Origin of the sequence: Streptosporangium sp. NPDC087985 (assembly GCF_044741965.1) — a bacterium.
In the GTDB taxonomy this organism is placed as follows: Bacteria; Actinomycetota; Actinomycetes; order Streptosporangiales; family Streptosporangiaceae; genus Streptosporangium.
Genome location: NZ_JBIUTQ010000001.1, coordinates 269,723 through 292,599 on the forward strand (window position 1 = coordinate 269,723; position 22,877 = coordinate 292,599).

Annotated in this window: 18 protein-coding genes; 7 read left to right on the top strand and 11 right to left on the bottom strand. The window is 69.3% G+C overall.

Annotation, left to right across the window (positions count from 1 at the left end):
- Positions 1-112: 112 nt before the first annotated feature.
- The 4 genes from ACIN94_RS01390 to purD form a co-directional block, all read right to left on the bottom strand.
- Positions 113-1,402, bottom strand: coding sequence for a GTP cyclohydrolase IIa (locus tag ACIN94_RS01390; protein WP_400699919.1), 1,290 nt, complete (start codon positions 1,400-1,402; stop codon positions 113-115).
- 222 nt (positions 1,403-1,624) lie between these two features.
- Entirely contained in the window at positions 1,625-2,893 is a 1,269-nt protein-coding gene (gene murA / locus ACIN94_RS01395; RefSeq protein WP_400697985.1) for a UDP-N-acetylglucosamine 1-carboxyvinyltransferase, read from the bottom strand.
- Positions 2,894-3,115: 222 nt separating this feature from the next.
- Complete coding sequence (locus ACIN94_RS01400; RefSeq protein ID WP_400697988.1) at positions 3,116-4,156, bottom strand: hypothetical protein; 1,041 nt, start codon at positions 4,154-4,156, stop codon at positions 3,116-3,118.
- Between the two features lie 70 nt (positions 4,157-4,226).
- Positions 4,227-5,459 carry a phosphoribosylamine--glycine ligase gene (purD, locus tag ACIN94_RS01405; protein WP_400697991.1) on the bottom strand — a complete coding sequence of 411 codons (1,233 nt, stop codon included), beginning with the start codon at positions 5,457-5,459 and terminating at the stop codon, positions 4,227-4,229.
- 395 nt (positions 5,460-5,854) lie between these two features.
- Between purD and corA the strand changes: the two genes are divergently transcribed.
- Entirely contained in the window at positions 5,855-6,970 is a 1,116-nt protein-coding gene (corA, locus tag ACIN94_RS01410; RefSeq protein ID WP_400697994.1) for a magnesium/cobalt transporter CorA, read from the top strand.
- Between the two features lie 33 nt (positions 6,971-7,003).
- Here corA and ACIN94_RS01415 read toward each other — a convergent pair whose 3' ends face one another.
- From ACIN94_RS01415 to fbaA, 4 genes are all read right to left on the bottom strand, one after another.
- A complete protein-coding gene (locus tag ACIN94_RS01415) occupies positions 7,004-7,930 on the bottom strand; it encodes a glycerophosphodiester phosphodiesterase family protein (protein ID WP_400697997.1) in 927 nt (308 codons plus the stop codon).
- 86 nt (positions 7,931-8,016) lie between these two features.
- Positions 8,017-9,300: an adenylosuccinate synthase gene (locus ACIN94_RS01420; protein WP_400698000.1), complete on the bottom strand. Its 1,284-nt coding sequence runs from the start codon at positions 9,298-9,300 to the stop codon at positions 8,017-8,019.
- A gap of 128 nt (positions 9,301-9,428) precedes the next feature.
- Positions 9,429-9,851: a DUF3151 domain-containing protein gene (locus ACIN94_RS01425; protein ID WP_400698002.1), complete on the bottom strand. Its 423-nt coding sequence runs from the start codon at positions 9,849-9,851 to the stop codon at positions 9,429-9,431.
- 140 nt (positions 9,852-9,991) lie between these two features.
- A complete protein-coding gene (fbaA, locus tag ACIN94_RS01430) occupies positions 9,992-11,014 on the bottom strand; it encodes a class II fructose-bisphosphate aldolase (protein ID WP_400698005.1) in 1,023 nt (340 codons plus the stop codon).
- Positions 11,015-11,181: 167 nt separating this feature from the next.
- Between fbaA and ACIN94_RS01435 the strand changes: the two genes are divergently transcribed.
- Both ACIN94_RS01435 and ACIN94_RS01440 read left to right on the top strand, forming a co-directional pair.
- Positions 11,182-11,907 (top strand): DedA family protein, encoded by a 726-nt coding sequence (locus tag ACIN94_RS01435; protein ID WP_400698008.1) that lies wholly within the window; start codon positions 11,182-11,184, stop codon positions 11,905-11,907.
- Between the two features lie 76 nt (positions 11,908-11,983).
- Complete coding sequence (locus tag ACIN94_RS01440; protein ID WP_400698011.1) at positions 11,984-12,385, top strand: hypothetical protein; 402 nt, start codon at positions 11,984-11,986, stop codon at positions 12,383-12,385.
- Positions 12,386-12,404: 19 nt separating this feature from the next.
- Here ACIN94_RS01440 and pyrE read toward each other — a convergent pair whose 3' ends face one another.
- Positions 12,405-12,941 carry an orotate phosphoribosyltransferase gene (gene pyrE, locus ACIN94_RS01445; RefSeq protein WP_400698014.1) on the bottom strand — a complete coding sequence of 179 codons (537 nt, stop codon included), beginning with the start codon at positions 12,939-12,941 and terminating at the stop codon, positions 12,405-12,407.
- Between the two features lie 253 nt (positions 12,942-13,194).
- Between pyrE and ACIN94_RS01450 the strand changes: the two genes are divergently transcribed.
- The 3 genes from ACIN94_RS01450 to ACIN94_RS01460 all read left to right on the top strand — a co-directional run bounded on the left by ACIN94_RS01450 (position 13,195) and on the right by ACIN94_RS01460 (position 16,072).
- A complete protein-coding gene (locus tag ACIN94_RS01450) occupies positions 13,195-14,487 on the top strand; it encodes a sigma factor (RefSeq protein WP_400698017.1) in 1,293 nt (430 codons plus the stop codon).
- Positions 14,488-14,649: 162 nt separating this feature from the next.
- Positions 14,650-15,840 (top strand): NYN domain-containing protein, encoded by a 1,191-nt coding sequence (locus ACIN94_RS01455; RefSeq protein ID WP_400698019.1) that lies wholly within the window; start codon positions 14,650-14,652, stop codon positions 15,838-15,840.
- Positions 15,841-15,862: 22 nt separating this feature from the next.
- Positions 15,863-16,072: a hypothetical protein gene (locus ACIN94_RS01460; RefSeq protein ID WP_400698021.1), complete on the top strand. Its 210-nt coding sequence runs from the start codon at positions 15,863-15,865 to the stop codon at positions 16,070-16,072.
- Between the two features lie 325 nt (positions 16,073-16,397).
- Here the strand turns inward: ACIN94_RS01460 and ACIN94_RS01465 are convergent, their stop codons facing one another.
- Together ACIN94_RS01465 and ACIN94_RS01470 are read right to left on the bottom strand one after the other, a co-directional pair.
- Positions 16,398-17,030 carry a two-component system response regulator gene (locus ACIN94_RS01465; RefSeq protein ID WP_400699921.1) on the bottom strand — a complete coding sequence of 211 codons (633 nt, stop codon included), beginning with the start codon at positions 17,028-17,030 and terminating at the stop codon, positions 16,398-16,400.
- A 2-nt stretch (positions 17,031-17,032) separates the two neighbouring features.
- A complete protein-coding gene (locus tag ACIN94_RS01470) occupies positions 17,033-21,211 on the bottom strand; it encodes a HAMP domain-containing protein (protein ID WP_400698024.1) in 4,179 nt (1,392 codons plus the stop codon).
- A gap of 121 nt (positions 21,212-21,332) precedes the next feature.
- Here ACIN94_RS01470 and ACIN94_RS01475 point away from each other — a divergent pair, with 121 nt between their 5' ends.
- Positions 21,333-22,871 (top strand): PP2C family protein-serine/threonine phosphatase, encoded by a 1,539-nt coding sequence (locus tag ACIN94_RS01475; protein ID WP_400698028.1) that lies wholly within the window; start codon positions 21,333-21,335, stop codon positions 22,869-22,871.
- Positions 22,872-22,877: the final 6 nt, after the last annotated feature.

Here is a 22,877-nt window from a genome sequence, read left to right on the forward strand (position 1 = left end):
CGTGCGCGTGGTGGGGACCGTGAGACGCATCCCCCGCGCGACCGTGACCCGAGGCTCCCGCCGCGCGGGGCGAGGCGGAGCTCCCGGATCACGGGAAGTGGCCTGACGGCTCTCAGCGGCTGCCGAGTTTCTCCACGATCAGGCGGTAGAGCTGGCGGGGGCGGCCCGGCTGCGGGGTGCGGTTCGGCGGAAGCGGCCACGCGAGTCCCTCGTCGACCAACGTGCGCAGCAGTCGCCGTGCCGTGCGCGGGGTGACGCCGAGCATCTTGCCCGCGCCCTCCGCGTCCACCACCGTGTCTCCGTCCTCCAGTTTGGCCGCCAGCCGGGCCAGCACCTCCACGCCCTTCGGCTTCAGCGATCCGCTGCCCTGTGGAGGCACCCGGGGCGCGGGGACCAGCGCCCGGCCCTCACGGTCCACCGCGAAGCCCTGCGCCTGCTTGCCCGCCTGTGTGCGCGCCAGGGCCGCCCGCGCGTGAGACTCGGCGTCATGAGCGGTGCGGCCCATGCCGACCCCCACCTCCACCGCCAGGCCGAGCTCGTCGCGCACCCGCGCCGCGAACGGCAGCACCCGGAAGCCCTCGGTGGCCATGGCCACCGAACCCCGGGTCGCGGTGACCATGTAGCTGTGGTCGTCGATCGAGGTCACCGAGGCGTTGATCCGATTCGCCTCCTGCACCAGCAGCCGGTGCAGGGACAGCCGGAGCTCGTCGCGCCAGTAGCGCGGCGCGGACCGGCGGACCGGCTCGCGGAGCGTCGGCACCTCCACCAGGACGACGGTGAGCTGTGACTCCTCCAGCCGGTGGTGCGCGCCGAGCAGGGCGGCCGTGTGCAGGGCCGTACGGACCGCTGCGGAGGTCGGCCGGATCCTGACCACCGGGATCCCCGCCGTCTGCAGGCGCTCGGCCACGGCGGGCAGGCAGGTCAGTGCCCCGCTGGTGGCGCCCTGGCGGACCAGGCGTTCGTGGAAGGCCACGATCGTGCCGGTGGCGCCTGGCTCGTCGCGGCTGTGCACGTCCGCGGCCGGCAGGCTCAGATCGGTGTAGGCCTCCTCGACGTCGGCCCGGCTCAGCACGTCGACGCTGACCTTGCGCGGGTCGATCCGCTCGTCCAGCGCCGCCTTGGCCAGCGCGGCGATCAAGGCGGCACCGCCGAGCTGGACGTAGGTCGCGGGCATGGTCAGCACCCCCGAGCGCCGCGCCAGGTCGTAGGGGACCGGACTGGCGAAGAGGCAGGCGTCCACGCCCGCCCCCAGCCGGATGACCTTGTCGGCGGCCTCCTGCTCGTCCCGGTAGGCGGCGGCCACCAGGCGACAGGGCAGGGGTGCCGCCGCGTGTCCCATCAGCATCACTCGCTCGACGAGGTCATGGGGGCCCACCACACCGATAGTGAGGTCCGGTGTCATGGCCCCCGGGCGTGACACCCGTGGAGTTTCTTCGGCCCGCTCGACCAATGTTCGTCCCATCCTGCGTCCGTTTGTTTTCGGCTCTCTTTTGGAACGATCGCTTGTGGGGGCCGTAATGTCACGCCCGATTTGCCGTCAATTCCGGGGGAACCCCTCGGCTAAACCCCTAACTGTAAGTGTTTACACAGGTCAGAGCAGTTTTGAGAGACTGAAACCCAATGATTATGAACGTGAAATCTCCCGCCGCACATCTGCGCCCAGAGCCTGCATGCGCTCCGCCAGATATGAGTGGCCGCGGTCGATGAGATAACCGGATTCGATGACGGTCTCCCCCTCGGCGGCGAGACCGGCGAGAACCAGGGCGATTCCGGAACGGAGATCGTGCGCGGTCACCTCGGTACCGGTCAGCGGGGTGGCGCCGCGGACGACGGCGCTGTTCTCCTTGACCTCGATGTCGGCGCCCATCTTGTTCAGTTCGGAGGCCAGGGCGAACCGGCCGTCGAAGATGCGCTCGTGGATGTAGCTGGCGCCGTCGGCGAGACAGGCGACCGTCATGATCGGTGACTGCAGGTCGGTGGCGAAGCCGGGGTAGGTGTCGGTGATGACGTTGATCGGCCGCAGCGGACGGTCCCGGCGCACGTGGAGCACCGCGCCGTGGTCGGCGAACTCCACCCCCATCTGCTCCAGCTTGTAACGGACCACGCCAAGGTGGTCCAGGTCGGCGCCGACCAGGTTGACCTCGCCGCCGGTGACGGCCGCCGCCATGGCGAACACGCCCGCGTCGAGGCGGTCGGGCATCACGGTGTGCTCGACGGCCTGGAGCTCCTCCACGCCCTCCACGGTGATGAACCCGGTGCCTCCGCCGCTGATCTTCGCACCCATCCGGGTCAGCATCTCGATCACGTCGAGGACCTCGGGCTCCAGCGCCGCGTTCTCGATCACGGTGGTACCGCGCCCGATGGCCGCCGCCATGATCAGGTTCTCGGTGCCGGTGTGCGAGGGGGTGTCCAGGTACAGCGTGGCGCCGGTGAAGCCGGCCGTCTTGACGTGGATGACCGAGTCGCCCTCGTCCACGATCGCGCCCAGGCGCTTGTAGCCGAGGTAGTGGAAGTCAAGGTTGCGGCTGCCCAGGTTGCAGCCGCCCACGCCCTCGATGATCGCCTCGCCGAGGCGGTGCAGCAGTGCGGGTACGAACAGCACGGAGCCGCGGAAGCGGCGGGCGATCTCCGCGGGCAGCACCGGGCTCTTCAAGCTGGAGGCGTCGATCACCAATGTGCGCTCGGCCTCGTGGAGCTCGACCTTGGCGCCGATCGCCTCGGCCAGTTCGACCGCGCGGCGTACGTCCTCGATGATCGGAACATTGCGCAGCACCGTACGGCCCTTGGCTGCCAGAAGCGCCGCACCGATCATGGGCAGCACGGCGTTCTTGGCACCCTGGATGAAGGCGGTTCCACGGAGTGGGTTGCCGCCGCGCACGCGGTAACGGACCATGCGTCATGCTCCTTGGGGAAGGGGAATCGGGGATTGGGGTAACGAGAAAACGAGTGGCGGCAGCCGGAGGGGTTATCGGTCAACACTAGTCGCTGGATGTCCCTGAACCGGCCACTCCATGCGCCGATTACCCCATAGGTCACTGATCACTCTGAGGCCTGTGAGCCTCCGCACAATGGTCCCGCATCGCGCTCGATGACTTGGCGCGTAGAGACGGGGTTCTCACGTGGTTCTGGTGCTTCTGCCCGCCGGGATGAGTGGCGAGGCGGCCGACAGGAGATTGTCGGCCCGCTGGTCGACGAAGCGGGTGACGATCTGCTGGCCGTACCCGAACGCCATGGCCCAGACCAGGATGGCGGGCTGGGAGCCGAGCCCCGCGAAGCCGGGGACGAAGCCGGAGTTCAGGATCAGCAGTCCCAGCACGGAGGTGGCCACTCCGGCCGGGGCCTTGAGCAGGTTCTGGACCACCGCCAGCGAGTAGCGCGTGGACAGCTCCGAGCGGGTGGAGATCGAGGCCGCCGTGGCCAGCGCCGCGCCCAGCATCCCGACCAGGGCGACCAGGGGGACGTCGCCGTGGCTGGGCCGCAGGGTGCCGGTCGGGCAGATCTGCGCGGGCATCAGACCCTGGGTGTGGATCACCGACTGGTCGCCGCACATCGGGATGACGTCCGGCCAGATCGCGCCGATGGCCACCACGCTCAGCACGATCAGGCTCAGCATGACCACGCCGCCGAGCAGCAGATTGCGGAAGCTGCGCACCCGTCCGGTCTCCATCGCCTGCGCGGTGTAGGCGGCCCGCAGCACCGACTGCATCAGTGGCCTGTCGTCCTCCCCCAGGTCCCCGGCGGCGAGCCTGGCCTGCAGCTGTACCAGCCGGGGGTCGTCACCGGGCAGGTAGGCCCAGCCGATCGCCACCACCTCGGTGGCCCGGCCGCACAGCTCGGCCGTCGGCAGCACGCCGTACAGCATCACGGTCGCGCTGTTGATGTTGGACCAGGCGCCCTCGACGGCCTGGCCGGTCAGCCAGCGTCGCAGGCCGTGCCTGCTGTGCGCGTAGGCCTCCGCGCGGGCCAGGTGCGTGCCGATGCCCTCGCCCATGGCCACCAGCTGGCCCGCTCCCTCACGCATGGTCAGGGCGCGCTCGGCGTCGGCCCGGATCTCCTCGCTGCGCGTGGCCACGTAGACCCGCCAGGTGCCGGGCCAGCGCAGCACACCGGTGTCGCCGATCCGTTCTGGGAATGTCGACTGCTGGTCGAACGCCATCGTTCCTCCGTGGGGGGCGGAGCGGCCGGGGAGAGGCAGAGGCTACCCCCGGCTTACTGTGACGTACCGTTCAGGCGCCACGTCCTGCGATGTCCGTGCGGTGGTGCGAGCCACGCAACCGGATGTGGCCGACCGCCTCGTAGGCGGCCGCGCGTGCCGCGGCCACGTCGGGGCCGGTGCCGACCACGCTGAGCACCCGGCCGCCGCTGGCGACGATCCGGTCGCCGTCGAACGCGGTCCCGGAGTGCAGCACGTAGGCGTCCCCGTCGATGTCGGAGAGCCCCTCGACGACGTCGCCCCTGACGGGGTCGGCCGGGTAGTTCTCCGCCGCGACCACCACGGTCACCGCGGCGCCGTCGCGGTAGGACAGCGGCCCGAACGCGTCGAGTGTGCCGTTCGCGCAGGCCAGCAGCAGACCGGCGAGCGGCGTCTCCAGCCGGTCCAGCACGACCTGGGTCTCCGGGTCGCCGAACCGCGCGTTGAACTCGATCACCTTCGGGCCCTCGGCCGTGAGGGCCAGCCCCACGAAGAGCACCCCGGTGTACGGCATGCCGCGCCTGGCCAGCTCGGTCACGGTCGGGATGACGGTCTCGGCCATCACCCGGCCGGCGAGGTCCTCCGGCGCCCACGGCAGCGGCGTGTAGGCGCCCATACCGCCGGTGTTGGGACCCTTGTCACCGTCGTAGGCGCGTTTGTGGTCCTGGGCGGGCTGGAGCGGCACGGCCGTGGACCCGTCGCAGAGCGCGAACAGCGACACCTCGGGACCGTCGAGGAACTCCTCGATGACGACCCGTCCGCATGACGCGGCGTGCCTGAGGGCCTCGTCCCGGTCGTCGGTGACCACCACGCCCTTACCGGCCGCCAGGCCGTCGTCCTTGACCACGTACGGCGTGCCGAACTCCTCCAGTGCCGCGGAGGCCTCCTCGGGCGTGACGCACGTGCGGGACCGCGCGGTGGGCACGCCCGCCGCGACCATGACGTCTTTGGCGAAGGCCTTGGAGCCCTCGATCCGGGCGGCCTCCCGGGACGGGCCGAAGCACGGGATGCCCGCCTCCCTGACCGCGTCGGCGACTCCGGCGACCAGCGGTGCCTCGGGGCCGACCACGACCAGATCGGCCCGCAGTTCCGTGGCCAGCCGGCTGACCGCCGCGGGGTCGGTCGGGGTCACCGGATGCAGGGTCGCGACCTGTGCGATGCCGGCGTTGCCGGGAGCACAGTGAACCTCGGTGACCTGGGGATCTGCTGCGAGCGACCGGCACAGGGCATGCTCACGCCCGCCGGACCCAATCACAAGAACGCGCACCCATGAGAGCCTATCGGCCGCAGCCCCGCCGTCCGTCCACAGGTTGTGGACAGAGGTTCCGCGCGTGCCGCCCGCGATCAGTGCGATGAGCACGGCCGTAAGGGACGCGTGAATTTCGTCAGGTTCTGGAGGATCCACCAGCGGAGTCGGGAGTAAACTGGGGGACCTGTCAGATCTGTGCTAGGTTTGATCGGCTATGCCTGTCTCTTGCTGATTGGAGGTGGTTGGGGATGTCCTCTGGTGATCCCAGCAGTACGTGCCGCGCACGGTCTCTGTGCGCACCCTCCCACCACTCCGGATCAGTGCCCGACCGGACTCCGCGCGCATTCCCGTTCGAACCGAGGTGACATCGCGTCGCGCGCGGACGCTGCCAGGTTGGGCGGGAAAGGCTTGCCATGCGCTCCTCGCTCCTGTTTCCCCGCATCAAGCACGCGCGGGTCATCCACGCCCCCGCCCCCGTTCTCGTCCGTGACCGGATGAACGGCGGCTGCGTCCCTCCGAGCGACTCGCTCGTCGAGTACGCCGCCTACGTCGACGGCGAGAGGATCGACGCCATGGGCATCCCGGACGCCCTGGAGCTCGTCCGCGCGCACAACGCGGCCGCGGAGGAGAAGGGCAACGCCTTCGTCTGGGTCGGCCTGCACGAACCCGACGCCCCCGAGGTCGAGTGGCTGGCTGAGGTCTTCGCCCTGCACCCGCTCGCCGTCGAGGACGCCGTCAAGGCTCACCAGCGGCCCAAGGTCGAGCGCTACGGTGACTCGCTGTTCATGGTTCTCAAGACCGTCGCCTACATCGACCACGACGTGCTGACCGCCAACAGTGAGGTCATCGGCATCGGCGAGATAATGGTGTTCGTCGGACCCGACTTCGTGGTGACCGTACGGCACGGCAGGCACTGCCCGCTGTCGGAGGTGCGTGAGCGCCTGGAGGACCAGCCCAAGCTCCTCCGCCGCGGCCCGACCGGTGTGCTGCACGCGATCGCCGACCACGTCGTGGACAAGTACCTCACCGTGGCCGACCTGATGCAGACCGAGCTGGAGGACGTCGAGGCGATGGTCTTCGCCGACGTCAGCGCCCGTGACATCGGCCGGATCTACAACCTCAAGCGCGAGATGATCGAGATGAAGCGGTCGGTCACCCCGCTCCAGTCGCCCATGTCGACGCTCTCCCAGCGCCGGATGATCCCCGCGGAGATGCGCGAGTACTTCCGTGACGTCGTCGACCACCTGGCTCGCGTCTGCGAGCAGGTCGAGTCGTCCAACGAGCTGTGCAACTCCATCCTCCAGGCGGCACTGGCACGCTCCAACGCGCTCGCCAACGAGGACATGCGCAAGATCTCCTCGTGGGTCGCCATCATGGCCGTCCCCACGATGATCGCCGGCATCTACGGCATGAACTTCACGCACATGCCCGAGATCGACTCCGTCTTCGGCTATCCCCTGGTGCTCATCGTGATGGTGGTCGTCTGTTCCCTGCTCTACCGGGGCTTCCGCCGCAACGGCTGGATGTGACCTCCACGCCCGTGCGGCGCGTGGAGACGACCTCTATACGTCCCCGTGGCGCATGGAGGTGACGGGCGCGGGGACGCGCATCCCCCGGTCGGTCCAGAGCGCGCGCATCCGGTCGGGGTAGTCGGTGATGACCCCGGCCACCCCGAGGTCGAGCAGCTCGGCGGCCCGCTCGGGTTCGTTGACGGTCCAGACGGCCAGCGGCAGTTCGGCCTTCTGGGCGCGGCGCGCGAGCTCCTCCTCCACCAGTACATGGTCCGGAGACAGGGTGGTGCCCCCGGCAGCCACGGCGGCGGCGGGGATGTCGCCGTCGAAGTCCTCAAGCCGCAGGCCGTTCAGCCAAACGCTGTCCATGGTGGCGCGCTCGATCAGGGCGTACCGCTGGGTCGCGGGGGCCAGGGAGCGGGCGATGTCGAGAATCCGCCAGTCGAAACTGAGGATCGCCGCCCCGCCGAGCCGGTGGTGCCGGTCGAGCTCGGCGATCACCATTTCGGTGAACTCGCGGGGATCGGCACTGAGCTCCGGCCTCGTCGGATCGGACTTGAGCTCCACGTGTATCCGCACGCCGTCGGCGCCGTAAGCGTCCACCAACCCCAGCACCGCTCCGAGCGTCGGCATCCGCGTGTGCGGCAACGGCAGCTGGGTCCGGACAAAACGGTCTTCAGGATGGCGCGGCAGCCGTACTCCGCAGTTGAGGGTGCGCAGCTGCGCCAAGGTGAGCTCGCCGACCGGCCTGCCCACGTAGGGGAAGAGCGGATCGCCGTGGCGGGCCGGCCGGGTGTCGACGCTGGTCACCGCCGACACCGTGAGGTCGTGGGTGAGCACCAGCCGGCGGTCGGCCGTCAGCGCGACATCGAACTCCAGCGCGTCGACGCCCAGCTCCAGGGCATGGGCGAAACCGGGCAGAGTGTTCTCCGGGCGGAGTCCGCGGGCTCCGCGGTGACCATGAATCTCGGCATGCACAGGGGGACCTTACCGATCTCATGTGCCGATCTCTTGTTATGGCTCGCGCAGGGGAGGCGCCAGGCGCGAGCCATAATGGGGGAAATTTAGATCATCGGGTGGATCTGGAGCGTCTCGGTACGGCCGGGGCCGACGCCGACGGCGGAGATCCGGGCGCCGCTCATCTGCTCCAGGGCCTTCACGTAGGCCTGCGCGTTGGCGGGCAGGTCCTCGAAGGACGTGGCGCCGGAGATGTCCTCCTGCCAGCCGGGGAACTCCTCGTACACCGGCTTGGCGTGGTGGAAGTCGGTCTGGGTCATCGGGATCTCGTCGTAACGCACGCCGTCCACCTCGTAGGCGACGCAGACCGGGATCTTCTCCAGGCCGGACAGCACGTCGAGCTTGGTGAGGAAGAAGTCGGTGACACCGTTGATCCGGCTGGCGTAACGGGCGATCACCGCGTCGAACCAGCCGCAGCGGCGGTTACGGCCGGTGGTCACGCCGTACTCGCCGCCGGTGGAGCGCAGCCATTCGCCCATCTCGTCGGTGAGCTCGGTCGGGAACGGACCGGAGCCGACACGGGTGGTGTAGGCCTTGAGGATGCCGATCACGCGGGTGAGGCGGGTCGGCGGGATGCCGGAGCCGGAGCAGGCGCCACCGCTCGTCGGGGAGGAGGAGGTGACGAACGGGTAGGTGCCGTGGTCGATGTCGAGCAGGTTGCCCTGGCCGCCCTCCAGCAGCACGACCTTGTCCTCGTCCAGGGCCTTGTTCAGGATCAGCGAGGTGTCGGCGATGTGCGGCGTGAGACGCTCGGCGTAGCCGAGATACTCCTCCAGCACCTTGTCGGCATCGATCGCCCGGCGGTTGTAGATCTTGGTGAGGATCTGGTTCTTCTCGTTGAGGGCGACCTCGATCTTCTTCCGCAGGATGCCCGGGTCCAGCAGATCCTGGACACGCACGCCCATCCGGTAGATCTTGTCGCCGTAGGCGGGGCCGATGCCCCGGCCGGTGGTGCCGATCTTGGCCTTGCCGAGGTAGCGCTCGCTGACCTTGTCGAGGGCCTTGTGGTGGGGCATGATCAGGTGCGCGTTGGCCGAGATCAGCAGGCGCTCGGAGGAGACCCCGCGGGCCGCCAGGCCATCGATCTCGCTCAGCAGCACACCCGGGTCGATGACGACGCCGTTGCCGATCACCGGGACGACGTTCGGGGAGAGCACGCCTGTCGGCAGCAGGTGCAGCGCGTACTTCTGGTCGCCGATGACAACCGTGTGCCCCGCGTTGTTTCCGCCCTGGTATCTGACGACGTAGTCGACCTTGTCGCCGAGCAGGTCGGTCGCCTTACCCTTGCCCTCATCGCCCCACTGGGCACCCACGAGAACGACAGCCGGCATTGTTAATCTCCCACCACAAAAACGAAAACCCCTGACGCAATCGCGACAGGGGCTCTTGCGTGGAGAGAATACCCGACCGAATGAGATAAGGGGGATCCCCCACCCTTCAGGGGGAGAGATCCCGGGGTTCAGCGGCCGATCAGTTCCTCGGCGGCCTCGGCGCTGGAGTCCTTCAGGAACTGGAAGCAGCGTTCGGCCTCGTCCTTCTCGCCGATGGCCTGGGCGGCGCGGGCCAGCGCGTGAAGGCAGCGCAGGAAACCGCGGTTGGGCCCGTGTCCCCACGGAATCGGGCCATGGCCCTTCCAGCCTGCCCGGCGTAGCTGGTCGAGACCGCGGTGATAGCCGGTACGGGCGAACGCGTACGACGTCACGGCGTGTCCGCCCGCGAAGTATTCGTCCGCGAGCGCGGCCCAGGCGGCCGGATAGGCCGGGAAACGTGCGGCGACATCGGATGCCTGGACGCCGGACTCCAGCGCCTCGCGGGCCTCGGGGAGGTCGGGCAGCCGGGTGGGCGGAGGGCCGGCGAGGAGGTTCTCGTGCGATTCCGTCATGCCTAGTGAGGGTACTTGCTGAGATCGCCCGGTAGGCGGTTCGCTCCCCTTCTGCCGTCCCGCATGCCGCCGCCAGGCCGGGATCGGCCCCCCGGAGAGTCGCCAGGGAGCCGATGACCGGGATCCGGAAAGACCCGGACCTAGGAGAGCCTGGTGCCGGCCGACCTCAGCTGCCGGCACGCCTCGACGATCCGGGCCGACATCGAGGTCTCGGCGGCCTTGCCGTACGAGCGGGGGTCGTAGGCCTTCTTGTTGCCGACGTCGCCGTCCACCTTGAGCACGCCGTCGTAGTTCCTGAACATGTGGTCGGCGATCGGGCGGGTGAAGGCGTACTGCGTGTCGGTGTCGATGTTCATCTTGACCACGCCGTAGTCGATGGCCTCGTGGATCTCCTCCGGCAACGATCCGGAGCCGCCGTGGAAGACCAGATCGAAGGGCTTCTCCTTGCTGTACTTGGCGCCCACGGCCTCCTGGATCTCCTTCAGCACGCTCGGGCGGAGCTTGACGTGGCCCGGCTTGTAGACGCCGTGCACGTTGCCGAAGGTCGCCGCGAGCATGTAGACGCCCCGCTCCCCGAGGCCCAGGGCGTCGGCGGTCGCGAGGGCGTCCTCGGCGGTGGTGTAGAGCTTCTCGTTCATCTCGCCGACGACGCCGTCCTCCTCGCCGCCGACCACTCCGATCTCCACCTCCAGGATGATCTTCGCGCGGGCGCACTTCTCCAGGAGCTCCTGGGCGATCTCCAGGTTCTCCTCCAGCGGTACGGCGGAGCCGTCCCACATGTGCGACTGGAACAGCGGGTCCTGGCCGCGTGCCACCCGCTCAAGAGAGACGTCGATCAGCGGGCGCACGAAGCCGTCCAGCTTGTCCTTCGGACAGTGGTCGGTGTGCAGCGCGATCGTCACGGGATACTTGGCCGCGACGACGCGGGCGTACTCCGCCAGAGCCGTCGCACCGGTCACCATGTCCTTGACGGTGGTGCCGGACAGGAACTCGGCCCCGCCGGTCGACACCTGGACGATGCCGTCGCTCTCCGCCTCGGCGAAACCTCTGAGCGCAGCGTTGAGGGTCTGGGACGAGGTCACATTGATCGCCGGGTAGGCGAACTGGCCCGCCTTGGCCCGGTGGAGCATCTCGGCGTAGACCTCTGGAGTCGCGATAGGCATCGGGTCATCTCCCTGGAGACGGCTGTGAGCGGCTGGCGCGGGACTTCTGATGACGTAGCCCGTTGGCCAGTATTCCGGGTTCTTTCCCGGTCGGGTAGTTCCGCCCCCCACTTCTGCCTGTGCAATGTCTCGGCTTGGAGTCCTCATCGCCGGTAGGCTTCACGCCGATGGACCTTCTGCACAATCTCCTCGACCCCAAGTGGTGGCTCGGCCTGCTCGGCCCCTTCGCCACGGTGGGCGTCCTCGGGATCATCTTCGCCGAGACCGGGCTGCTGCTCGGCTTCTTCCTTCCGGGCGACTCGCTGCTCGTCGCGGCGGGTGTCTTCAGCACCGCCGGGGCGGCCGCGGCCATCCCGGGTCTCGAACCGCTGTCGTTCCCGCTGCTGCTGGTTCTGGCCCCGTTCTGCGCCATCGCCGGCGCCCAGCTGGGTCACCACCTCGGCGCGACCTACGGCCGCAGGATGTTCGACCGGCCCGACTCCAAGCTCTTCAAGAAGGAGTACGTCGACAAGGCGGAGCACTACTTCCAGAAGTTCGGCCCGGCCAAGGCGGTGGTCCTCGCCCGGTTCATCCCGATCGTCCGTACGTTCCTCAACCCGGTCGCGGGCATGCTCGGCATGGACCGCAAGCGGTTCTTTTTGTGGAACTGCGTCGGCGGCATCCTCTGGACCGACGGCCTGCTGATCTTCGGCCGTCTGGTCGGCTCGGCGGTGCCCGACATCGACAAATACATCCTGCCGGGCGCCCTGGTGATCATTGTGCTCTCGGTCATCCCGATCATCAGGGAGTTCATGAAGGGCCGTAAGGGCGGCGCCCCCACCGCGCCGCTGCCGCAGGGCAAACACCACCGCGGCGCGCCCACCGGCCAGTCAGGCGGCGACAGCCAGCGGTGATCGATCTCGGCGGGGTCGTGAAAGCCCCTCACCAGCCGCTACTCTCCACTGTGTGGGACGCCATAGGTCTGATCCGATGGGTATCGCCCGCCTCGTTCTCATAGGCCTGGCGGTGCTGGCGCTGGCCGCCCTGATCGTGGTCGGCGTCCTCTCGCTGGTCGGCGTGCTCAGTTCGGATCCGGAGCCCAGCACGCCGCCCCCGTCGGCTGCCGCCACCTCCGCCACCCCGGAGCAGCAGATCCCCACGATCCGGGTCCAGTGCCTGCGGCAGCAGTGCCCCAAGGTCTTCCTCAAGGTCGCCGGGGGCGACGTGCTGCTCGACCGGGAGATGGCCGAAGGCGAGCAGGCCCAGTCCTTCGACGCCAAGATCGACGTGGTGCTGGCCGACCCCGCGGCCGTCCATGTCGAGGTGAACGGCGCCGTCCGCCCCCCGGGCAAGGCCGGGGAGCGTCAGGAGTTCACCGTCTCTCGCGGCTGACCTCTGCCGGGAGGACGCCTCAGGCCAGGCCGAGATCCTCGAGGCTGTAGGCGGTCCGGTAGGGCAGGCCCGCCTCGGCGATCGCGGAGGCGGCCCCCCGGTCCACGATCGTGGCCACGGCCACGACCTCGGCGCCGGCCTCGCGCAGGGCCTCCACAGCGGTCAGCGGGGACCCGCCGGTCGTGGAGGTGTCCTCCACGACCAGCACCCGCCGTCCCGTTATGTCCGGTCCCTCGATCCTGCGCTGCATCCCGTGCGCCTTCTGCGCCTTGCGGACCACGAACGCGTCGAGCTCCCAGCCCCGCGCCGCCGCCGCGTGCAGCATGGCGGTCGCCACGGGGTCGGCCCCCAGGGTGAGGCCGCCGACCGCGTCGTAGTCGAGGTCCTCGGTGAGGTCCAGCATGACCCGGCCCACCAGAGGCGCCGCCCGCCCGTCCAGGGTCACCCGGCGCAGGTCCACATAGAAATCCGCCTCCTTACCGGAGGACAGCACGACTTTGCCGTGCACGACGCCCTTGCCCTTGATCTCCGCCAGCAGGTTCTCACGATCGTTCATGGCAACAAGGTTAGGGCGGGGCCGGCAGCGCCCGGAGCCTGCCCTGCCGAGGCGGGAGCGTTGCCCCTCTCTGTCTCGCCGCCGTCTCGGAGAGCGCCGTCCCGGGGCTCCGGGGGCTCTGGACGGTCCGGTCCGTGCCGTCGCGGACCCCTCCCTCCCCGGGCCGCCGAACGCAAAGAAGCGATCCCTGGTTAGTCAGGTCGCCGACTGTGGAATTATCCGGCAGGCAACCCTGAGTAATCAAGAGGTAACAATGAGTGTGAAACCATCTCAAGGCGATGCTGAACTGCTGGCCGAGTTGCGGCACGGGAACACGGCGGCCTACGACTCGCTGTACGGACGGCACGCGCCGGCGGCCCGGATGCTCGCCCGCTGTCTCCTGCGGAGCGCCACCGAGGTCGAGGAGGTTGTGGCGGAGACGTTCAGCAGGGTCCTTGACCTCATCAGGAGGGGCGACGGTCCCACGGAGGCATTCCGGCCCTATCTGCTCACCGCGCTCCGCCGTACGGTCCATGACCGGTCGCAGGGAGAGGCCGGTCAGGTGATCACCGGAGAGACGGGGGTGCCCTTCGTGGACCCCGCGCTCATCGGCCTGGAACGCTCGCCGGTGGCCAGAGCCTTCCTGTCGCTGCCGGAGCGGTGGCAGCTCGTCCTGTGGCACACGGGGGTCGAGAGGTCCCGCCCCGCCGAGATCGCCCCCCTGCTGGGCCTGACGGCCAACGGGGTCGTCGCGCTGGCCTACATGGCCAGGGAAGGTTGGCGCCAGGCCTACCTGCGTGCGCACATCGCGGGGATTCCCCGGCGGGAATGCCTCCCGGTGCTGGACAGGATGGGAGCCTACGTGCGGGGTGGCCTGGCCAGGGAGGACGGTCTGGTCCTGGACGAGCACATGGACGGCTGCGCCGAGTGCCACAACGTGTTCCTGGAGCTTGTCGACGCCAACCAGGAGCTACGCGTCATCGTCGGTCCACTCATCGCCGGTCCCGCGCTCACCGGATACCTCGAGGCGCTGGACCGGGCGGCCATCGCGGACACGGGCGGGCCGCTCGGCTGGTGGCGGAGGGCGTCCAGGCTCCGGCAGTGGGCCGTCGTGGCCGGCGCGGCGGTCGGCACGGTCATCCTGGCGGCGGTCCTCGTCGTGGCGGCGGCCCAGGAGGCATCCACCCCGTCCGGTCCGCCCGCCCGCTCGGTCCCGTTGGTCCGGTCGGTCCCGCCTGCCCGGTCGGTCCCGCCTGCCCGGTCGGTCCCGCCTGCCCGGTCGGTCCCGTCGGTCCGGTCGGCTCCGCCTGCCCGGTCGGCCCGGTTGATCCGGTCGGTCCCCTCGGCCCAGCCGGTCCCCTCGGCCCAGCCGGCCCCGTCTGCCCCCTCGGCCGCACCGCTCCCGGAACAGACGCCGACCGCCGCCGTCCCAGAACCCTCGTCGCAGGACCCGCCTTCCCCGCCGCAGCGGACGTGCGGGTCCCCGTCCGAGCCGGCAAAGGTTTGGGGTGGACACGGTCAACGCGTACGGCTTCAAGAACGGGACGAACTGGTACGGTCTGCGTGAACGCTCCGGCGTATGGTCAGGCGCAGGTCGAATCGTCGGGATTCACCCTCGGACGATCAGTTGCTTGATTACCCTGAGGAAGGGCCGTCTGGCTGGTCTCTCAAGGGTCTTTCGGGCTTGTCTGAGCCTAAGGGGCGGACCACGTAGGAAGGGCGGTGTCGCGTGGATCGCTGCGCGCTGTTCGTGGACGCAGGCTACCTGCTGGCCGACGGCGCGATGGCCGTGCATGGGACTCGCCATCGCGAGGCAGTCTCCTGGGACTATCCGGGCCTGCTGAAGCTGCTCAGCAACCTGTCCAAGGAGCGCACCGGGCTACCGCTGCTGCGCTGCTACTGGTACGAGGCGAGCGTCGAGGGCCGCCGTACCGCTGAGCACGACGCACTGGCCGACATCCCCGGCCTCAAGCTCAGGCTGTCGCGCATCCGCCCTGGCCGCCGCGAGGGAGTGGACGCCCAGGTCCACCGCGACCTGATGACGCTGGCCCGCAACAACGCGGTCTGCGACGCGGTGGTCGTCAGCGGCGACGAGGATCTGGCGCAGGTCGTCTGCGATGCCCAGGACCTCGGTATCCGCGTCACCGTGGTGCACATCACCGCCGACGGCAGCTGGGCGGTGTCCCGTTCGCTCCGCCAGGAGGGCGACGATCTGATCGAGATCGGCGGCAGCCATCTGAGGCCGTACGTCAGTCTGGCCGGTGGAGTCGTGGAGACACCTCCCCTGGGCAACGGCCACCAGCCGGTCGGCAACGGCCAGGTCGCGGCTCCCCCCACCACCAATGACAACGGCGCTCCGCCCACCGCCCCCTCGGCTCCCCGTCCCGCCCCCGCTCCCCCTCAGCCCGCGCTACCGTCCTACCCGAGCTACAACCACGAGCCCCCACCGGCTCCGGCTCCCCCGCAGCAGGCGCCGGCCCTGTCCCCGTCACCTCTGCCGGTCCCGTCACCTCTGCCGGCCCCCAACGGTCCGACCGGTCCGATGCCGGCCACCCCGCAGTACGGCTCGGGCAACACCGGCAGCATGCCCAGTTACCAGCCTGGCCAGCTCGGTGCCTACACCGGTCCCCAGGCGGCTCCCGTGCCGGTCCAGAACATGGCCAACAGCAGTACGACCACCCTCTCCGACGCCGTGAAGGCCGCCCACAAGGAAGGTCACGACTTCGGCGAGTCCGTCGCCAAGGACGCTCCCGCCCTGTGGCTGGAGGCCGTGCTCGCCCGCAAGCCTCGGATGCCTTCCGACCTGGAGGCCCGTCTTCTCCAGGGCTCCTCCCTGCCGATCGACTTCCTCCTCCACGATGAGGTCCGCCACGCCCTCCGCAGAGGTTTCTGGGACGCCCTGGAACGCGCTCGCCGCTAGCTGAAGCTTCACTTGTGGTGTCATGACCTCTGTGAGTCACAACCTCGACGCGATCCGCGCAGCCTTCCCGGCCTGGTCGATGTTCTGCAGCGATGGGGGTGTCTTCTACGCGTCTCGGAGCGGGGAGGCGCTGACGGGGCTGCAGATCGAGGCGGGCCTCCAGCGGACCGTCCATGCCGGCGACCTCCCGGCCCTCGTGGAGATCCTGCACGACCAGGAAGGCCTGAGGTGAGGCGATGAGCGTTCTCCGCCATGGGGCCGGCCGCCACCACGGCATGCACGCGGCCCCCTTGCAGGCGGAGCACAGGTTGGTGACCTGGCGGTCGGCGGCTCCGCGTGCCGATCGGATCCGGGTCCGCGAGCACACCTGTGACTGTCGTGCGGTCAGTTACGAACTGTGCCAGGGAGGTGGGTTGATGTTCATCCGCCGGACCTGTCGCTCTGGCGGTGTGGTCGTGCATGAGAGTGACTGGCTGCGGACAGACGAGGCCGAACAGCTGTGGCGCCTGCTCCTCCTCGGCCGGGCGCGATGATTGAGCCGTACGGTGCCGAGGCGGTCAGGTGAGCGCGTTGAAGCCTGCCCGGAGATGCTTGAGACGGTGGGAGAGGTCGGAGAGCGGGCCGGTGAGGCTCGGGTCGTTGGTCTTGCGAGCCACCTCGCTGACCCGGACGAGCTCGTCTTCGACCGCGGTGAGGCGTCTGGACAGCTCGGGGAGCACGGCTGCCTGGCCGGCCGCGTCGCCCGGGGGAAGTTCGGCGCCGAGACGCTCGCGGAGCATGGAGGCCTGTTCGGCCAGGCGGCGGTTCATGTTGTAAAGCTCGACGAACACCGCGACCTTGGCCCGGAGCACCCAGGGGTCGAACGGCTTGGTGAGGTAGTCGACGGCGCCGGCGGCGTAGCTGCGGAAGGCGTAGTCGGGGGCGCTGTCGACCACGGTCAGGAAGATGATCGGGATGTTGCGCGTGCGTTCGCGGCGCTTGATGTGGGAGGCGGTCTCGAAGCCGTCCATCCCGGGCATGCGCACATCCAGCAGGATCAGCGCGAACTCGGTGTTCAGCAGGGCCTTGAGCGCCTCCTCACCGGACCTGGCACGGACAGGCAGCAGGTCGAGAGAGCTGAGGATGGCCTCGAGTGCGATCAGATTCTCCTCCCGGTCGTCCACCAGGAGGATCTTGGCGCGGTCCGGCATCATCACGCCCCCTCACCGGAGTCGTCGGCTACCTTGCCTCGGGTGAGCCAGCCGCGCAGGCGTTCCAGCAGGCGGTCGACGTCCACGGGCTTGGGCACGTAGTCGGAGGCGCCGGACGCGATGCTCTTCTCCCGGTCGCCCTGCATGACCTTAGCGGTAAGAGCGATGATCGGCAGGTCGGCGAACTGAGGCATGCGGCGGATCGCGGACGTGGTGGCCCAACCGTCCATCTCGGGCATCATGATGTCCATCAGAACCAGCGCGACATCCTCGTTGCGCTCCAGCTGCTCGATGCCCTCGCGGCCGTTCTCCGCGTAGACCACCGTGGAGCCGTACCGTTCGAGGACGCTGGTCAGCGCGAAAACGTTACGGATGTCGTCGTCCACGATCAGGATCTTGGCTCCGGAGAGAGGGTCGTCGCCACCCTTCCACGGTGGGCCTTCGTTCTGCGGGAAGTGCGAGACCGGCAGGTCGTCCGGCAGCGTTACATCCGGTAGGTCGTCGGGTTCCTCCAGCACCCCGATGAGCGTCTGGCCGCGAGGCGAGGAGTTCGGCGCGGCCGCCCCGCCGTCGCGCGAGGCCAGCGGGCCGCCATAGGACGGCGGCAGGTAGAGGGTGAAGGTGCTTCCCTGGCCGACCTCGCTGACCACGTGGATCTCGCCACCGAGCAGGCGGGCGATCTCGCGGCAGATGGACAGGCCCAGGCCCGTCCCGCCGTACTTGCGGCTGGTGGTCCCGTCCGCCTGGCGGAACGCCTCGAAGATGACCTCCAGCTTGTCGGCGGCTATGCCGATGCCGGTGTCCACCACCTCGAAGGCCAGGATGCCGTCGGCGCCGCGCAGGGTGTCGTCCACGAAGGCCACGGCGCGCTGGGCGTGGATCACGCGCAGCCGTACCTCACCCTTGGGGGTGAACTTGATCGCGTTGGAGAGCAGGTTGCGCAGCACCTGCTGGAGGCGCTGCTCGTCGGTGCGGAGCTCCTGCGGGACCGACGGGTCCACCTCGACCGCGAACGACAGGCCCTTGTCCTGGGCCAGCGGCGCGAAGGTGGCCTCGAAGTAGTCGACGAGCTTGGGCAGGGAGATCTGCTGGGGGTGGATGTCCATCCGCCCGGCCTCGACCTTGGACAGGTCGAGGATGTCGTTGATCAGCTGGAGCAGTGCGGAGCCGGCGCCGTGGATGGTCCGGGCGAACTCCACCTGCTGGAGGGTGAGGTTGCCCTCGGCGTTCTCGGTGAGCAGCTTGGCCAGCACCAGCAGGCTGTTCAGCGGGGTGCGCAGCTCATGGGACATGTTGGCCAGGAACTCGGACTTGTAGCGCGAGGAGACCGCGAGCTGCTCGGCGCGCTCCTCCAACGTACGGCGGGCCTGCTCGATCTGGAAGTTCTGGATCTCGATGGCCCGGTTCTGCTTGGCCAGCAGCGCGGCCTTGTCCTCCAGCTCGGCGTTGGAGCGGCGCAGCTCCTCCTGCTGGCGCTGGAGTTCGTCGGAGCGTTCCTGCAGCTCGGTGGTGAGGCGCTGTGACTCGGTCAGCAGGTCCTCGGTCCGGGAGTTGGCGATGATCGTGTTCATCGTGACGCCGATGGTCTCGACGAGCTGGGTCATGAAGTCGTGGTGGACCTCACCGAACTGGCTGAACGAGGCCAGTTCCAGGACGCCCAGCACCTGGGTCTCGAACAGGATCGGCAGCACGACGATCTGGGCGGGAGCGGAGGAGCTGAGACCGGTGTCCACGGTGAGGTACTGCGCGGGAACGCTCTCCAGGATGATCCGCTTGCCCTCGAACGCGGCCTGTCCCACGATCCCCTCGCCGACCGCGAAGCGCTGGCGGATCTTCGAGCCGGCGCGCGCGCCGTACCCGGCGATCAGGTAGAGGTCGTGGTCGCCGGTGGGTTCGGCCAGGTAGAAGGCGCCGTAGTGCGCGGAGACCAGCGGGGTCAGCTCGCTCATGATCAGCTTGGCGACCTCCATCAGGTCGCGGTGCCCCTGCATGAGGCGGGAGATCCGCGCCAGGTTGGACTTCAGCCAGTCCTGTTCCTGGTTGGCGGTGGTGGTGTCGCGGAGCACGGACACCATCGTGTTGATGTTGTCCTTGAGCTCGCCGATCTCACCTTCGGCGTCGACGGTGATCGAGCGGGTCAGGTCGCCGCGGGCGACGGCGGTGGTGACCTCGGCGATGGCGCGGACCTGCGTGGTGAGGCGGCCCGCCAGCTCGTTGACGTTCTCGGTGAGCCGCTTCCAGATGCCCTCGGCGCCCTCCACGCGGGCCTGGCCGCCGAGCTGGCCTTCGGAGCCGACCTCACGGGCGACCCGGGTGACCTCGGAGGCGAAGGAGGACAGCTGGTCGACCATGGTGTTGATGGTGGTCTTCAGGGCGAGGATCTCGCCCTGCGCGTTCACGTCGATCTTGCGGGTCAGGTTGCCGTTGGCGACGGCGGTGGTGACCTCGGCGATGTTGCGCACCTGGTAGGTCAGGTTGTTGGCCATGGAGTTGACGTTGTCGGTGAGGTCCTGCCAGACGCCGGAGACGCCTCGGACGCGGGCCTGGCCGCCGAGCTGGCCTTCGGTGCCGACCTCGCGGGCGACGCGGGTGACCTCGTCGGCGAACATCGACAGCTGGTCGACCATGGTGTTGAGGGTGTCCTTGAGCTGGAGGATCTCGCCCTGCGCGTCCGCGGTGATCTTCTTGGACAGGTTGCCCTGGGCCACCGCGGTGGACACCGCCGCGATCTGCCGCACCTGGGTGGTCAGGTTGTTGGCCATGACGTTGACGTTGTCGGTGAGGTCCTTCCAGGTGCCGGAGACGCCCCGGACCTGGGCCTGGCCGCCGAGCTGTCCCTCCGAGCCGACCTCACGGGCGACCCGGCTCACCTCGGAGGCGAAGGAGGACAGCTGGTCGACCATGGTGTTGATGGTGGTCTTCAGGGCGAGGATCTCGCCCTGCGCGTCCACGTCGATCTTGCGGGTCAGGTCGCCGGTGGCGACGGCGGTGGTGACCTCGGCGATGTTGCGCACCTGGTAGGTCAGGTTGTTGGCCATGGAGTTGACGTTGTCGGTGAGGTCCTTCCACACGCCGGAGACGCCCCGGACGCGGGCCTGGCCGCCGAGCTGGCCTTCGGTGCCGACCTCGCGGGCGACGCGGGTGACCTCGTCGGCGAACATCGACAGCTGGTCGACCATGGTGTTGAGGGTGTCCTTGAGCTGGAGGATCTCGCCCTGCGCGTCCGCGGTGATCTTCTTGGACAGGTCGCCCTGGGCCACCGCCGTCGACACCGCCGCGATGGCCCGGACCTGGGTGGTCAGGTTGCTCGCCATGACGTTGACGTTGTCGGTGAGGTCCTTCCACACGCCGGAGACGCCCCGGACCTGGGCCTGGCCGCCGAGCTCGCCCTCGGTGCCGACCTCGCGGGCGACCCGGGTGACCTCCTCGGCGAACGCCGACAGCTGGTCCACCATCGTGTTGACGGTGTTCTTCAGCTCGAACATCTCGCCGACCGCGTCGACGGTGACCTTGCGACTCAGATCGCCCCGCGCGACCGCCGTGGTGACCAGCGCGATGTCACGGACCTGGGCGGAGACACGGCTGGACATGGTGTTCACGGCCTCGGTGAGGTCCCGCCAGCTCCCCGACATGCCCCGCACGTTCGCCCGGCCGCCCAGACGGCCCTCGGTGCCCACCTCGCGCGCCACGCGTGTCACCTCGGAGGTGAACAGGGAGAGCTGGTCGACCATGCCGTTGATCGCCTTGCCGAGACGGCGTACCTCGCCTCGCGCGCTGCGATCGAGGTCGATCCGCCGGGACAGGTCTCCCTTGGCCACCGCGTCGATCACGTCCGCGGCCCCGCTGACCGGCCCCACCAGGGCGTCGATCAGCGAGTTCACCGAGTCGACGCTCTCCGCCCAGGAGCCCACGCCTGGACCCGCGGTGAGGCGCTCACCGAACCGGCCCTCCCTCACCACCTCGCGGCGGACCCGGTGGAGCTCGTTGGCGAGGTGCTCGCGGCGGTCGGCGACCTCGTTGAGCAGCAGGCGGATCTCACTCAGAATCCCAGGAGGAGCATGCGGCACCCGGCGGCGGAAGTCGCCGTCGCGCCAGGTGATGAGTGTCTGGAGAATCGGCTTCAGATCCGATTCGCTGTAACGTCGCTCCTCGACGTCAGGCACGGGGTTGGCCGTGGTCATGTGACCTCCTTGACTCCCGGGGGGCGCAGCCGCGAGTAATCCCAGTCTGTCACGGTGCGCAACCCGTGGTCCCGCCTTCGATTACCCCATGCCGACAAGAAGTGTGGTAGGCATCGGAACGATGAGCAACGCTTCCCGAGCCGTCCTGGCCGCGACGTTCGCCCCAGGAGACACGGCCGTCCCCGCTGCCAGACGGTTCACCCGAGAGGTGATGACCGCCTGGGCCGCCACGCCCCTGCTCGCCTCGGCCGAGCAGCTGGCGGAAGGGTTCGCCGCACAGGTGGCCGAGGTGCCGTTCGAGGTCATCTGGAGCCATCTCGGGAACGGTGTCCAGATCGAGGTGCGCCAGAAGGGTGTTTTCGGGGCACCCTCCGGCGGTCCTGCCGTGCCGGTCGAGGAGTGGGGCGTCACCTACGCGGGAGAGCATCGTGTCCACTGGGCAAGGCTGAATCTGCCCGGGTCCGCCGAGCGGGTGGCCGCGGAGTGGTCCACCGAGCGGCCGAGCCGGGGGCCGGTCTGGCTGGGTTTCCTCGCGGACGCCAGCGATCTGCTGGCCGGCACCCTCGATCCGGACATGGTGCCCGCGATCATCTCGCAGATCGTCGTGCCCCGGCTGGCCACCTGGTGCGCGGTCTACACGTGGAGCGACGACGGCGGCCCGCAGCGACCGGCCTACCTGTGGCACACCGACGAGCAGCGCATCGACGAACTGCGCGAGGAGCTCGTCACGGCCCAGATTCCGCAGGCCGGTGGGTCCATGCAGCTCGGCGACTCGCAGATGCTCGTCATACCGCTGCTCGCGCGAGGGCGGGCGCTGGGGGCGATGTGCCTGGGACGGCCGGACCGGTTCGCCGAGGACGTCTTCCAGTACGCCGAGGACATCGGCCGCCGCGCGGCCCTCGCCATGGACAACGCCCGGCTCTACGCCACCCAGGCGGCGGCCAACCGGGCTCTGCAGCGCAGCCTGCTGCCCCCCAACGAGCCGGGCGAGATCCCGGGGCTCGATCCCGCGGTGGTCTATGAGCCCGCGGGAGAGACCAACGAGGTCGGCGGTGACTTCTACGACCTCTTCGCGGCAGGGGACGGCTCCTGGCGGTTCGCCGTCGGCGACGTCTGCGGCACCGGCCCCGAGGCGGCCGCGGTCACCGGCCTGGCCCGTCACACCCTGCGCCTGCTCGCCAGGGAGGGGTACGGCGTGGCGGCCGTCCTCGACCGTCTCAACCAGGCGATCCTGGACGAGGGGGATCGGGCACGCTTCCTGACCCTGCTGCACGGTGAGATCAAACCCGTGCCGACCGGCCTGGACGTGTGGATGGTCTCGGCCGGTCATCCCGAGGCGCTGCGGCTGCGGCCCACCGGTGTGGTGGAGACGGTGGTGACCTCCCAGCCGCTACTGGGGGTCTTCCCCGAGGCGACCTTCAAGACCGAGCTCGTCCATCTCGACCCCGGTGATGTGCTTCTCGCGGTGACCGACGGGGTGACCGAGCGGCGTCAGGACGGCCGGCTGCTCGACGACGACGGTGGGCTGGCCAAGCTGCTCGCCGAGTGCGTGGGACTGTCGGCGGGGGCGGTCGCCGAGCGGATCCGCCGGGCCGTACAGGACTTCGCCCCCGAGCCGAGCGCGGACGACATGGCGATCGTGGTCCTGCGCGCCCGTTAGCGGCGG